The following is a 13,222-nucleotide window of genomic DNA, read 5'->3' as shown; positions in this document are numbered from 1 at the left end:
ACGCCGCGCGACGCCGCGACCACGCGACGCCGACCGGGCGGGGCGACGGTGTGACCGGCCGGAACTTCCAACCACGTCCAACCCAGCTAGGAGAGTGCTGTGTCGGGTGTTGAGACGACGAGCCGCGCGGGCGCCGCTTGGGTGCTGCCGTTGTGTTGGGCGGCGGTGCTGCTGGACGGCTTCGATCTGGTGGTGCTCGGATCGGTGCTGCCCGTGATGCTCGAGAACGACGTGTGGGGGCTGACGCCAGCGAGCGCGTCGGTGGTCTCCACGGTCGGGCTGATCGGCATGATGGTCGGCGCGCTGACGATCGGAACGGTCACGGACCTGATCGGGCGCCGCAAGGTGCTGCTGGTGGCGGTGACCACCTTCTCGCTGTTCACGCTGCTGTGCGCGGTGGCTCCCTCGGTGTTCGTGTTCGGGCTGCTGCGGTTCCTGGCCGGGCTGGGACTGGGTGGCTGCCTGCCGACCGCGATCACGCTGACCACCGAGTACGCGCGGGGCTCGTGGCGCAGCAGCGCCACCACCACGATCATGACGGGCTATCACGTGGGCGCGGTGCTGACCGCGCTGCTGGGCATCGCGCTGATCCCGAACCTCGGGTGGCACGCCATGTTCGTGGCGGGGGCGCTGCCCGCCGTGGTGCTGGTGCCGCTGATGTGGCGCTACCTGCCCGAGTCCGAGGTCTTCCGGGCCAAGGCGGCGAAGTCCACCGAGTCGCACGGCGCCTCGGCGCGGCAGAGCATCACGCTGCTGTTCCGCGACGGCATGGCCCGCTCCACGCTGGCCTTCTGGATCACCTCGTTCCTGGGGCTGATCCTGGTGTACGGGCTCAACACCTGGCTGCCGGAGATCATGCGCAGCGCCGGGTACCCGCTGGGGACCTCGTTGGGGCTGCTGCTGACGCTCAACGCCGGTGCGGTGGTCGGCCTGGTCGTGGCCGGTCGCGTGGCGGACAAGGCGGGCGTGAAGGGCTCCACGGTCGCCTGGTTCGGCGCGGCCGCCGTGATGCTGGCGCTGCTCAGCGTCCGGCTGCCCGCCTTCGGGCTCTACGCGGCGGTGTTCTTCGCCGGGTTCTTCGTGTTCAGCGCCCAGGTGCTGGTCTACGCGTTCGTGGGGCGCAGCTACCCGGTGGACAGCAGGGCCACCGGGCTGGGCTGGACCACCGGTGTGGGGCGCATCGGCGCGATCAGCGGCCCGCTGATCGGTGGTGCGCTGCTCACGGCCGGTATCGCCTACCCGTGGGGCTTCTACGCCTTCGCGGCCATCGGCGCGCTGGGTGCGCTCGCGGTGGCGATCGCGGCGCGGCCCGCCTCGCACGCCGAGGATTCGGCCGAGGTCACGGCCTCGGAACGGGCGGGCTCGAACGAGTCCGTGGCCGGGGCCAGGAGTTGACGAGCGCGGCACCGTCGCGGAGCGGGTACGACCTGCGGAGCTGATTCGGACGCGGGGAGTCGCCGGTGTTCACCGGGGCTCCCCGCGAACTCTCGGAGCAGCGAGTTACCGCCGCGTTCTCCGTCGGTTCCGGCGTTTCTGCGGGACGCGGCGTCGGTTTCGCCGCAGCATCGAAGGCGGTAACCGTCGCCTACACCTTGGAGTCGACGTGGATTCGGACGGTGTGCTGGACCCGGCCGAGGTGTTCGACGAGCTCGGGGCCGACTACGAGGCGGCGTTCCACGAGGCGCCGCTGGTGTGGCAGGGGCTGCACGAGCTGCTGGCGCGGCTGCGGCCCGGTGACGAGGTGCTGGACCTGGGCAGCGGCACCGGCCGCCCGGTCTCGGAGCGGCTGTCCGGCGCGGGGTTCGAGGTGACCGGCCTGGACGTCTCGGCCACCATGATCGAGCTGGCTCGACAGCGGGTGCCGGGGGCGCGGTTCGAGCTCACCGACATCCGCGACCGGGACTTTCCGCCGGGGTCGCTGCACGCGGTGGTGGCGTTCTTCTCGTTCCTGACGCTGTCGCGCGCGGAGATCCGCACCATGCTGGAGCGGGTGCGGGGCTGGCTCGCGCCGGGTGGCGTGTTCGCGCTGCTGACGGTGCCCGGCGACATCGAGCAGCGGGTGGTGCGCTTTCTGGGGTACCCGATCCACGCCACCAGCTTCGCCGCCGAGGAGTGGCCGCGGCTGCTGGAGCGGGCGGGCCTGGAGGTGCTGCGGGACAGCTCGGAACCGTTCGTCCCCACCGGACGGAGCGGTGCCGAGACCGAGCAGCACCAGCTGCTGCTCGCCCGCAAGCCCTAGAATCTCGTCGTCTTCCGAGATCCCAGTCCTCTTCCAAGGTCCCAGCCCTCTTCCAAGGTCCCGGTCCTCTTCCAGCGCCGCTCTCCCCGCCACCCTCCCGGCGATTTCTCGAGAAATTGACGCCCGCCGAGGCCAGGCGCCCCGGCATCCCTCGCGTCGATTTCTCGAGAAATTGACGAGGTCCAGGTCGGGGCGGCCCGGGTGTCCCGCCACTGTGTCGGGGGCTGGTCGGGACACCCGGACCATGACCGCGGGCCGCGCCAAGGCGGCGATGCCGGAGCTCGGAGGGGTTCAGGGCCTCTGGAGCCGCCGCAACCCGGCCAGCACCCGGCCCATGACGACCAGGTCCGGATGCTCGGCCACGCTCCCGGGCCCCGGCTCGACACTCCAGGGCTCCCCGGCCCCGGCAGCAAGTCCGGTACCGGTCGCGGTACCAGCCGCCGCACCAGCCTCGGCAGCAGCGGGAACCACCGACGGCGCCACCGGCCCCGGCACCGCCGGGGCGAACAGGTGCGGCTGCTCATCCGGATCAACCAGCGGCCACCCGATCAACTCCACCGTGGGCCGCTCCTCCCGGAAATACGGCCGCAATCGCAACGCCGCCAACCCGCGTGCCGCCGGACCACTGCCCCCGGCATGGCGCGGACGCCAGGCGCCCCGCCGCGACCAGCACCGCAACACCACCGTTACCCCGGCCAACACCAACGCGGCACCCACCGGCCACACCGAACCCACCATCACCGGGCACCACCACCCTCATCACCCAGCACACCCGCATCGACCACACCATCCACGGGCCCACCACCGAACGAGACCGCCGCCGCGTGCTCCCGCAGCTGCCGCGCCACCCGCTCCAGCACCACCGCCGTCTCCGCGCACTGCCGCGCCGTAGCCCGACCACCAGCCAAGTCGTAGGCCACCCGCTCCAGCACCCACCGCTCGTGCCGCAGCGCGATCACCAACCTCGCCCGCTCACCGGTCACGACCGCACCACCCTTCCGGCGCGCCGCTCGACCTCGGCCAACGACTCCAACCCGACCAGCTCCCGAGTCCGCTCGTCGCAGTCGCGACACGTGCCCCACAACCACGCCACCTCACCCGTCTCCGCCGACACCTCGGCACCGCACAACGTCGACACCACCACACCCTCCGGAAACTCCACCCCCGGCAGCGGCACCACATCCCCACTCGCATGCCGAGCACCACCACCCGGCACCCACACGAACGGATGCGACACGAGCGATCACTCCTTACTCTGATCAGCACCACACCGGTACCAGTGGTGCGTTTGGTTCTGTACCAGATTGTTTTAGGGCACCAATTTGCCGCAATGCCCTGATCAGGTGATCTTCAAACGCCGAGTTCAGCTGGTTATGCTGTGGTGCATGGCTGGTACCACCCCGAAAGCGCGTGCACTCGGCGCCGAGTTGCGTTCCGCGCGTGAAGCGGCGGGAATGGGTCTACGGCAACTGGCAGAGCTGCTCGAAACCTCGCACGCGACGGTTTCCCGCTGGGAAAGTGGACAACGGGCGCCGAAGCCCGAGGACGTGACCGCCTACCTCACCACCGTGGGTGGGACCGCCGAGCAGCGCGAACAACTGGCTGACCTGGCCAGAGATCCGGACGGTTCGCACTGGTTGTCCGTGGGAATGCCCGAGCAGCACCGGCAACTGGCGACCCTGCTGGAGATCGAACGGGAGGCGAGTCGGATCACGACAGTCTCACCACTGCTCATCCCGGGCTTGTTGCAGACGGCCGATTACGCACGAGCGATCATGACGACCGGCGGAGTCCCCGCCTCCGAGATCGACACCCGAGTCGCCGTGCGGATCGGACGACACGACGCCATTGTCCGCAAAACCCCGGCACACCTGCGTGCGTTCATCGGTGAAGGCGTGCTCAACCAGTTGATCGGCGACAGCGAGATCATGGTCGATCAGCTACGGGCGCTGCTCAAATACGCCGAACTCGACAACGTCGAACTACGGGTGATACCCACCAGATGCGGCTGGCACCCGGGACTCGAAGGTCCGTTCTCACTTGCCGAATTCGACGGAACCCGCTCCCCTATCGTTCATCTGGAAAACCGGGTCTCGGCATTGTTCCTGCACGAAAGCGATGAAATTCAAGCGTATCTGGACGCCCTGGACAGGGTATGCGAAGTCTCCATGAGCCAGATCGAATCCACAGAGCTCATCGGAGACGCCATCAACGGAACGGAGAGCACACAATGACCACACCGCACAGCTGGCGCAAGTCAACCCGCAGCACTAACACCGACAACTGCGTCGAGGTCGGGCGGTTAGCCGACGGCGCGGCCGTCCGCGACACCAAGAACCGCGCAGCCGGACACCTCACCACCACCCGAACACAGTGGACAGCCTTCATCACCGCCCTCAAAATCAACCGCTTCGACTGAGCTCAGCCGTTCAGACCGTCCCGGAAAGTGCGCGCGCACCGGGACGGTCCTTTCGGTCGGCCACGTTTTGACCGGAAAGAAGGTCTTCCGCGACGGGTTCGTCCGCTGAAGAGCACTCGCTGTCGGTCGGCGACGCTACCGTCGCGCCATGCAACAGCTCCCCACTCTCCCCACGATCCGCGCGCAGGCCGAACAAACCGTCAGTCGCACCCAGGACGTGGCCCGCAGCGACGGGGGCAAGGATCCCGGGTCCGCCCCGGAGCAGGATGAGGCGCTCCACCGCGCACAGTGCGTCCTTACCGAAGCCGCCAGCCACACCGCAGGAGGCCGCGCGGTGACAATCCTTCCCGGCGGCGTGTTACCGGAGACGCGTGGGGAATGGAGACCGAGACCCACAGCGAGTTCGGCGCCAGACGTGCCGCACAACCGCCGGTCGCCGGGCTGCCTCTGCCCGCGATCACTACCGCGAGCGCCGCGGACGAGCGTGCCACCGGCAGGCAAGCCACACCCTTCACTCGCGCCGAGACGGAAACACAGGCAGGCACCGTGAGCAGCCTCGAAAAGCTCGGCGAACAGCTGGCCCTGGTGCTGACCAAACTCGCCGAAAGCCAGACCGCTCTCGCCCGAGCCCGCCACCGGATCGGCGAAAGCGGCCAGACCCTGGCCGCCGTCGTCGACGAGCACACCCACCCCGACCTGTCGGCCGGCATCCCGGCCTACCGCGAAGCCTGGTCCACCACGACCGAGACCAGCCAAACACTCGTTTCGGTCGACAAGACCATCCGCACCTACATGACCAGCATCGGTGCCCCCGGAGCCGAGACCGCCGGAGTCCCCAGCGATGACGAGGCGAGCCCACCGATGGTCGCCACACCCTCGTCGGAGAACACAGCGCAGCCCGACCAGCCGCACGAGTCCACCCCCGAGTTCGGCAGCCCCCAATGGCTCGCTGCTGTCGGTAAGCGCATCCCGCCCTCGAACAACTACAGTCCGACCCGGGCTATCGCCTTCGATGATCACGGCAACGAAATCATGTCGCTATCAAGCTCTACCGAGCAGGAACTCGGTTATGCTGCCCAGGACTTCTTGACCAAGTCCAAGCAGTTCCCTCCGGTTTCTCCGCCGGGCAGCAAGATCGACAGCACCGATCATGCCGAGACGAAGCTGGCCATGTGGCTGCGTCAGCAGCGAGAACGCGGAAGCACCATCACGCACATGACCGTCGTCATCAATCATCCCTACGTCTGCGGGCCACCGCTGGGATGTCAGCGTGCCGTGCGGGCGCTGCTGCCCCGAGAGGTCACCATGACTGTCGTCTCCGCCGTCTCTCAGCGAGAATGGCCCTTGAAGGGAGTGGCCCCACAATGATCTTGAACGCGGTGATCCACGGGACCTACCACTACGGTGAGTCCCCCCAGCAGGTCGAAGCGCTGATCAACAAGGTCCTGTACGACCTGGACCCGGGCACCCCGTGGGAAGCGATGGCCCCCGGCGAAGATGCCTACTTCAGCTTCGCCACCGCTCGTCACGATGCGGATACCTTCGACTGGTGGCCGGACAACTACCTGCAGATCGCGACGAATCCACGCACCGGCTTCGGCGCGCTGACCTGGACACACACCGAAGAGCGCCAAGTGGCCGACTCCCTTTACGGCCACCGGTGGGTCTCGGTCAACCCGCGTCCTCCCCGGGACCCCGCAGTCATCGGTGACCCGGGATACCCACGCTGGTTCCACCCCGCCTACACCATCCCACTCGACCACGTGGAAGCCGCGATCCGCGAGTTCTGCCGCCGTGGAACAGGTGAGCGGCCCGAATGCATCCTGTGGTCCTCGGACGGTGACGATCTCGGCCGGCTGTACGTAGACGCACACCAATACCGAGCCATGCTGCGCAACGCCGCGTAGCCCCGATGAGCTTGGCGGCGGTGATCAGCTGCTTCCTACCTGGATCGGCGCGTGCGCCGACTTCACCTAGCCCACGGCGCGGCTCTCCGCGCCACCAAGAACCGCACCGCCCTCAAGACCAACCGCTTCCGCTGACCACCAAACACCACGGCCCATGACGGCGTCCCCGGTAGCCACCCCGGCCCGGAGGGAACCGTCAATTTCTCGCGAAATCGCCGGGAACCGGGCTCCCGGCCTCCTCCCACAGCCGAGTGGCGATTCGCCCGGCCGGGTCATCACTCACTTCGCGGTAGCCGGTCCCCGCCCACAGCGCCAACCCGTCCTGATCGGCCTGCGCTGCCGCGGCGGCGCGCAGCGGTTTGGTGAGCTGGTTGACCTCCGGGTAGGAGGCCGGGGCGGTGGCGTCGTGCTCGGCGATGAACCGGTTGCGCAGCCCGCGCGCGTTCCTGCCCGAGAACGCCCTGGTCACGGTGGTCTCGGCGAAGCGCGGGTCGATCAGCGCGTCCTTGTGCGGCCCGTTCGTCCCGGCCTCGGGGCAGCGCAGGAAGGCGGTGCCCAGCTGCACCGCCGTGGCCCCCGCCCGCAGCGCGTTGGCGATGTCGATGCCGTCGGAGATCCCACCGGCCGCGAGCAGCGGCAGCTCGGTGGCCGCCCGCACCCGCACGAGCAGTTCGATGGTGCTCACCTCGTCGTCCGGGGTGTCCACGTGGAACGTCGCGCGGTGGCCGCCCGCTTCGGTGCCCTGAACCGTGAGGGTGTCGGCACCGTTGCGCTCGGCGTGCAGCGCCTCGTCGACCGTGGTGACGCTGGCCACCACGTGCGTGCCCACCCGGTGCAGCCGCCGCACCAACTCCTCGGGCGGCGGACCGAACGTGAAGGAGACGATCGGGACCGGTTCGCGTTCCAGCATGTCGAGCTTCTCCTCGAACCGGTCGCGGTCGGCCGGGTCGGGCTGCGGCAGTTTCGCGGCGTAGCGCTCGGCCTCGCCGCGCAGTTCAGCCAGGTAGGCGGCCACCTCCTCGGCGCGGTCGGACGGCGGCCCCGGCACGAACAGGTTGACGCCGAAGACCGGGATATCGCCGCGCAGCCGTTCGATCTGCTCCCGCAGGGTTTCCGGGGTCTTGTAGCCCGCCGCCAGGAAACCGGTGCCGCCCGCCGATGCCACGGCGGCGACCAGTTCCGGTGTGGACGGTCCGCCCGCCATCGGCGCGGCGATCACGGGGAGCCGCAGCTCGGAGAAATCGAACACCGCGTGCGCTCCTGGTTCTCGAGGAAGTCGTGTTCCGGCCCACCAGCGGCGAACCGTGCCGGACGACGGGACTACCCGCTGAGGCGAGGCGACGACCGTGCGGCCCGGCGAGATCCACGGTCACAAAGCCGGAACCGCCGCGCAACAGCGGCGCGGATGAAATCCGGCACAACGTGCCGGGCTTGTCGGCCGTCAACACACCAGGGGTGAAATCCCGGTAGCCAACGAGCGCGAGAGCTCGACGTCGCTTCCCGAGCGGCGGCCGGGGACGCCGAATACCGCTAACCCCGCACCCCGGTGGAACCGAGCCGCCCCGCCAGGTCCCGCACGAGCGTTCGCAGCAATGCGACGAGTCGTTGTTCACGTTCCCGGCTGTGTCGGGCCTTGAGGAGGGTGACGCTGACCGCGGCGGTCGTACCGCTGCGGGTCGAGACCGTGCCGGCCAGGCAGAATATGCCCTCGCCCGCTTCCTCGTCGTCGACGGCGTAGCCCCTGGCGCGGATCTCGGAAAGCTGCCGATCCAGTTCGGCGCGGGTGCGCACGCTGTTCGCGGTCAGCCGGGGCAGCTCCTGGTCCGTACCGAGCCGTTCCGCCAGCTCGCGCTCGCTCAGCGTGGCGAGCATCGCCTTGCCCACCGCGGTACACGTCGCGGGCAGGTGACGACCGACTTCGGAGACCAGCCTGATCGGGTGGCCTCCACCCCTGCGTGCCAGGTAGACCACGTCGGAACCGTCGAGCACGGCCAGCTGGAGGGTCTCCTCCTCGTCCTCGGCCAGCTCGAGGCAGGCGGCGTGGAACTGCTGGACGAGGTCGACACCCGCGAGATACGCCTCGCCGTACTCCACCAGCCGCTGGCCGAGGCAGTACTCCCCGTCCACCTGACGCAGCAGCCCTCCCTGGGCGAGGGCGTGGCACACGTTGGACACGGAGGACTTCGCGATCCCCAACCTCCGGCCGAGCTCGCTCGGCCCGAACGACTCATCCCGGTTCGCGGCGAGCATGTCCAGAACCGCCACCGCACGCGTAACCGCGGGCGCGAGAGAGCGGTCGCCGTCCCCCTGACCCGATTCGTTCTCCACGATCCGTGCTCCTCCTCAGCCGGTCCCTGCGCCGCATCCTATTTCCCACCTCGGATTGACACAGATCACAGCGGCCCATATCGTTCAGCATGTTGTCTACCGTTCAGCATACTGACCATTACGAGTGATGGTCGCCCGAAACAACTCAAGGAGAGGCGCAGTGCACCTGGTTCGTTACGTGGATCCCGGGACGGGCACGGCCCGCGTCGGCCGCCACGAAGGAGACCGCGTCAACCCCCTGCCCTCGGCGGAAAGCGTCGCGGAACTGTTACGCCTGTCCGCGACCGAGCTCCGCGAGCTCCTGGAGCGCGACACCTCCGCCGACTCCACGCCCGAATCGGGCGCTCGGCTGCTTCCTCCCATCGACGGCCGCACCGAGGTCTGGGCGAGCGGCGTGACCTACGAACGGTCTCGGGGTGCGCGCGTCGAGGAGAGCGACGCGGGCACCGTCTACCTGCACGTCTACGACGCGCAGCGGCCCGAGCTGTTCTTCAAGGCACCGGCGTGGCGCGTGGTCACGGACGGCGACCCCGTCGCCATCCGCGCTGACTCGCCGCTCAACGTCCCGGAGCCGGAACTGGCGCTGGTCGTCAACAACCACGGCGAGATCGTCGGCCTGACCGCGTGCAACGACATGAGCTCACGCTCCCTGGAAGGGGAGAACCCGCTCTACCTGCCGCAGGCCAAGGTCTACAACGGCAGCTGCGGACTCAGCGCGGGCATCAGGCCGATCTGGCAGGTGGAGGACCCCACCGACCTGCGCATCCGCATGACCGTGCGACGGGACGGGGACGAGGTGTGGCGCGGGGAGACCTCCACCGCGAAGCTGCACCGAACCCCGCGGGAACTGGTGGACGCGCTGTTCGCCGAGACCGACTTCCCGGACGGTGCCGTGCTGGCCACCGGCACCGGGATCATTCCGGAACTCGACTTCACCCTGGCCCCCGACGATCTGATCGAGATCGAGATCGACGAGGTGGCGAGGCTGTCGAACCACGTCGTGCGGGGGCGGGAAACCACCTCCTGGTTCACCGAATCCCCCGACCAGCCGAAAGCGAGGGCGTGATGACCACGGTCACCATCCCGGAGGAAACCGACCTCCCCGCACTCGAACGAACGCTCGACGCCGCGCGCGAGGCGGCCGGACCGCTCGCCGCGCTGCGTCCCTCCGAAAGGGCCCTGCTGCTCCGGGCGGCGGCGGACGCGCTGGACGCCGCGACCGAGGAGCTCGTCTCGCTGGCCGAGAGCGAGACGGCGCTGCCGCGCCCCCGCCTCACCGGCGAGGTGGGAAGATCCAGCGGACAGCTCAGGATGTTCGCCGCGGCACTCGAGGACGGCGGGTACCTGGAACCCGTCATCGACACGGCGACCGAGAACGGCAGGCCCGACCTGCGGCGGATGCTCGTGCCGCTCGGACCGGTCGTGGTGTTCGCCGCGAGCAATTTCCCGTTCGCCTTCAGCGTCCCGGGCGGTGACACCGCCTCGGCGCTGGCGGCGGGATGTCCGGTGGTGGTCAAAGCGCACCCCGGACACCCACGGCTGTCCGAACGGGTCGGCGAGCTCCTCGCCGGAGCGCTCCGCGCCTCCGGCGCCCCCGAAGGCACTCTCGCGGTGGTGCACGGGCAAGACGCCGGCCTGCGCGCGTTGACCGATCCGCGGGTCAAAGCGGCCACGTTCACCGGCTCGGAGGCGGGCGGAAAAGCACTGCTGGACGCGGCGAACTCCAGGCCCGACCCCATTCCTTTCTACGGCGAGCTGGGCAGCCTCAACCCCGCGTTCGTCACCCCCGCCGCGCTGCGCGCACGCGGCCCCGAGATCGTCGAGGGGTACGTGGCGTCCTTCACCCTCGGCGCGGGACAGTTCTGCACCAAGCCCGGCCTGCTGTTCCTGCCCTCGGGGCACGGCGAACGGCAGCGCATCGTCGACGCGGTGGAGCGGTCGGCTCCCGCCACGATGCTCAACGAGCGGATCAGGGACGCGCACGCATCCGAACGCGAGCGGTTGACCACCGTCCCCGGAATGCGGGTGCTGGCCACCGGCGCCCCGGCGGACGAGCGGGTACCCGCCACACTGCTCGAAACCACCGTGCCGGAACTGCTGGCCGATTCCGACTCCGCGCTCACCGAGTGCTTCGGCCCCACCTCGATCGTGGTGACCTACGAGAACCTCGCGGAGCTGCGGGAGGCCGCCGAGGCGTTCACGGGAAACCTCACCGCCACCCTCCACTGCGAGGCCGAACGACCGTCCGATCCGGACAACGAGGTGGTTCCTCCGCTGCTGGAAGTGCTGCGCGAGCGCGTCGGCCGGGTGGTGTTCAACGGCTGGCCGACCGGGGTCGCGGTCACGGCGGCCATGCACCACGGCGGTCCCCACCCCGCCACCACCGGGTCGGTGCACACCTCCGTCGGCACCACGGCGCTGCGGCGGTTCCTGCGCCCGGTGTGCTTCCAGTCCACTCCCCAACCGCTGCTCCCGGAGGAACTGGCGGACCACAACCCGCTCGGGCTGCCCCGCCTCGTCGACGGTGAGCGGAGCACGTCCCCGGTCAGGAGGCCGTTATGAACGACGAGGACAACCGCAGCAGGCACTGGTTCGGCGAGAGCGGCAGAGGCGGTTTCCTCCACCGCTCGTGGATGCGGGCCCAGGGGTTCACCGACGAGGTCTTCGACGGACGTCCGGTCATCGGGATCTGCAACACCTTCTCGGAGTTCACACCGTGCAACGCGCACCTGCGAAGGCTGGCCGAGAGCGTCAAGCAGGGAGTCTGGCAGGCGGGCGGATTTCCCGTCGAGTTCCCGACGATGTCGCTCGGCGAGACGCTGCTGCGCCCCACGGCCATGCTCTTCCGAAACCTGCTGTCGATGGACGTGGAGGAGTCGCTGCGCGGCAACCCCGTGGACGGAACGGTGCTGCTGACCGGGTGCGACAAGACGACCCCCGGGTCGATCATGGGAGCGGCCAGCGTGGACCTGCCCAGCCTGGTGGTCACGGGCGGCCCCATGCTCAACGGCAAGTTCCGAGGCTGCGACATCGGTTCGGGAACGGCCGTGTGGCAGTTCACGCAGGACGTCAACGCGGGCAGGATGAGCAAACAGGACTACCTGGCCGCCGAGTCGGGCATGTCCCGGAGCAACGGGCACTGCATGACGATGGGCACCGCATCCACCATGGCCTGCCTGACCGAGGCTATGGGCCTCTCGCTCCCGGGGTCCGCCGCGATACCGGCCGTGGACTCCCGCCGTTACGCCACCGCGCAACGCGCCGGACAGCGGATCGTCGAGATGGTCGGTGAGGACCTGCGGCTCAGCAGAGTCGTGACCGAACCCGCGATGCGCAACGCGGTGGTCGCCAACGCGGCGCTGGGCGGATCCACCAACGCCGTGGTCCACCTGCTGGCCATCGCGGGCAGGGTGGGGCTCCCGCTGACGCTGGACGACCTGGACGCGATCAGTCGTGACGTGCCGTGGTTGGCGAACCTGCAGCCCTCGGGCGAGTACCTGATGGAGGACTTCTACTACGCGGGTGGGCTGCCCGCCGTCCTGGCCGAGCTGACCGATCTGCTGGACGAACGGGCGGTCACGGTCACCGGGCACGGGCTCGTCGAGGCTGCGTCCGGCGGGGAGCGGGTGCCCGGCACCGAAGTCATCCACCCGCGTGCGGAGCCGCTCGGCCTCGGCGCGGGGACCGCGGTGCTGCACGGCAACCTCGCCCCGAACGGAGCGGTCGTCAAGCAGTCCGCGGTCTCCCCCGCGCTGGCGAACCACCGGGGCAGGGCGCTGGTGTTCGACAGCATCGAGGAGTACGACGCCGTCGTCGACGACCCCGAGCTGGACGTGGACGCGGACACGGTGCTCGTGCTGCGGAACTCCGGACCACGCGGTTACCCCGGAATGCCCGAGGTCGGCAACCTCACCATTCCCCGCAAACTCGCCGAGCGGGGTGTGGACGACATGGTGCGCATCTCCGACGCGCGCATGAGCGGAACCGCCTACGGGACCGTGATACTGCACGTCTGCCCCGAGTCCGCCGTGGGCGGACCGCTCGCGCTGGTGCGGACCGGTGACCGGATCGAACTCGACGTGGCCTCCCGTCGGCTGCACCTCGACGTGCCCGATGAGGAACTCGCCCGTCGGCGTTCCGAGTGGCGACCCACCACGCGGCAGGAGGAGCGCGGCTGGGTGAAGCTCTACACCGAGCACGTCCTGCAGGCCGACCAAGGCTGTGATCTCGACTTCCTGGTCGGCTCCAGCGGCCCGACGGTGGCGCGGCAGTCCCACTGACGGTCCCGGGACGCCCCCGTCCCGCGTTCAACCGCGCGCGAGCCCCTCG

Annotated in this window: 14 protein-coding genes; 9 read left to right on the top strand and 5 right to left on the bottom strand. The window is 69.4% G+C overall.

What is annotated here, in order from left to right:
* Positions 1-99: 99 nt before the first annotated feature.
* Together BM150_RS21385 and BM150_RS21380 are read left to right on the top strand one after the other, a co-directional pair.
* On the top strand, positions 100-1,395 hold the full coding sequence (locus BM150_RS21385; RefSeq protein ID WP_092929431.1) for an MFS transporter: 1,296 nt from the start codon (positions 100-102) through the stop codon (positions 1,393-1,395).
* Positions 1,396-1,603: 208 nt separating this feature from the next.
* Positions 1,604-2,239, top strand: coding sequence for a class I SAM-dependent DNA methyltransferase (locus BM150_RS21380; protein ID WP_217641815.1), 636 nt, complete (start codon positions 1,604-1,606; stop codon positions 2,237-2,239).
* 291 nt (positions 2,240-2,530) lie between these two features.
* On the opposite strand, the gene BM150_RS21375 is transcribed toward BM150_RS21380, so the two are convergent.
* Genes BM150_RS21375 through BM150_RS21365 form a run of 3 tightly spaced genes read right to left on the bottom strand, consistent with a single transcriptional unit; the run spans position 2,531 to position 3,476 of the window.
* On the bottom strand, positions 2,531-2,977 hold the full coding sequence (locus tag BM150_RS21375) for a hypothetical protein (protein WP_092929429.1): 447 nt from the start codon (positions 2,975-2,977) through the stop codon (positions 2,531-2,533).
* Positions 2,977-3,222 carry a hypothetical protein gene (locus BM150_RS21370; RefSeq protein ID WP_092929427.1) on the bottom strand — a complete coding sequence of 82 codons (246 nt, stop codon included), beginning with the start codon at positions 3,220-3,222 and terminating at the stop codon, positions 2,977-2,979. Before BM150_RS21370 ends, BM150_RS21375 begins: the two co-directional genes overlap by 1 nt.
* Complete coding sequence (locus BM150_RS21365) at positions 3,219-3,476, bottom strand: HC3 family zinc finger protein (protein ID WP_092929425.1); 258 nt, start codon at positions 3,474-3,476, stop codon at positions 3,219-3,221. Before BM150_RS21365 ends, BM150_RS21370 begins: the two co-directional genes overlap by 4 nt.
* A gap of 148 nt (positions 3,477-3,624) precedes the next feature.
* Here BM150_RS21365 and BM150_RS21360 point away from each other — a divergent pair, with 148 nt between their 5' ends.
* The 4 genes from BM150_RS21360 to BM150_RS21340 all read left to right on the top strand — a co-directional run bounded on the left by BM150_RS21360 (position 3,625) and on the right by BM150_RS21340 (position 6,565).
* Complete coding sequence (locus BM150_RS21360; protein ID WP_175496959.1) at positions 3,625-4,473, top strand: helix-turn-helix domain-containing protein; 849 nt, start codon at positions 3,625-3,627, stop codon at positions 4,471-4,473.
* Positions 4,470-4,658: a DUF397 domain-containing protein gene (locus BM150_RS21355; protein ID WP_092929421.1), complete on the top strand. Its 189-nt coding sequence runs from the start codon at positions 4,470-4,472 to the stop codon at positions 4,656-4,658. The genes BM150_RS21360 and BM150_RS21355 overlap by 4 nt, the downstream gene beginning before the upstream one ends.
* A 378-nt stretch (positions 4,659-5,036) precedes the next feature.
* Positions 5,037-6,026, top strand: a complete 990-nt coding sequence (locus BM150_RS21345) for a DddA-like double-stranded DNA deaminase toxin (protein WP_092929417.1) — start codon at positions 5,037-5,039, stop codon at positions 6,024-6,026.
* Positions 6,023-6,565, top strand: coding sequence for an Imm1 family immunity protein (locus BM150_RS21340; RefSeq protein ID WP_165400674.1), 543 nt, complete (start codon positions 6,023-6,025; stop codon positions 6,563-6,565). The genes BM150_RS21345 and BM150_RS21340 overlap by 4 nt, the downstream gene beginning before the upstream one ends.
* 196 nt (positions 6,566-6,761) lie before the next feature.
* On the opposite strand, the gene BM150_RS21335 is transcribed toward BM150_RS21340, so the two are convergent.
* Entirely contained in the window at positions 6,762-7,814 is a 1,053-nt protein-coding gene (locus BM150_RS21335) for an NAD(P)H-dependent flavin oxidoreductase (protein ID WP_092929413.1), read from the bottom strand.
* A 281-nt stretch (positions 7,815-8,095) separates the two neighbouring features.
* Positions 8,096-8,893: an IclR family transcriptional regulator gene (locus BM150_RS21330; RefSeq protein WP_092929411.1), complete on the bottom strand. Its 798-nt coding sequence runs from the start codon at positions 8,891-8,893 to the stop codon at positions 8,096-8,098.
* A gap of 160 nt (positions 8,894-9,053) precedes the next feature.
* Between BM150_RS21330 and BM150_RS21325 the strand changes: the two genes are divergently transcribed.
* The 3 genes from BM150_RS21325 to BM150_RS21315 are packed head-to-tail and all read left to right on the top strand — an operon-like array spanning position 9,054 to position 13,173.
* Positions 9,054-9,959, top strand: a complete 906-nt coding sequence (locus BM150_RS21325) for a fumarylacetoacetate hydrolase family protein (protein WP_217641814.1) — start codon at positions 9,054-9,056, stop codon at positions 9,957-9,959.
* Positions 9,959-11,455 carry an aldehyde dehydrogenase (NADP(+)) gene (locus tag BM150_RS21320; RefSeq protein WP_092929407.1) on the top strand — a complete coding sequence of 499 codons (1,497 nt, stop codon included), beginning with the start codon at positions 9,959-9,961 and terminating at the stop codon, positions 11,453-11,455. Before BM150_RS21325 ends, BM150_RS21320 begins: the two co-directional genes overlap by 1 nt.
* Positions 11,452-13,173 carry an IlvD/Edd family dehydratase gene (locus BM150_RS21315; protein WP_092929405.1) on the top strand — a complete coding sequence of 574 codons (1,722 nt, stop codon included), beginning with the start codon at positions 11,452-11,454 and terminating at the stop codon, positions 13,171-13,173. Before BM150_RS21320 ends, BM150_RS21315 begins: the two co-directional genes overlap by 4 nt.
* Positions 13,174-13,222 lie beyond the last annotated feature (49 nt).

The sequence above is a fragment of the Actinopolyspora alba genome (assembly GCF_900112765.1).
Taxonomy (GTDB): Bacteria; Actinomycetota; Actinomycetes; order Mycobacteriales; family Pseudonocardiaceae; genus Actinopolyspora; species Actinopolyspora alba.
Note: the sequence above shows the minus strand (reverse complement) of the source record. Positions and strands in the feature narration are given on the sequence as shown.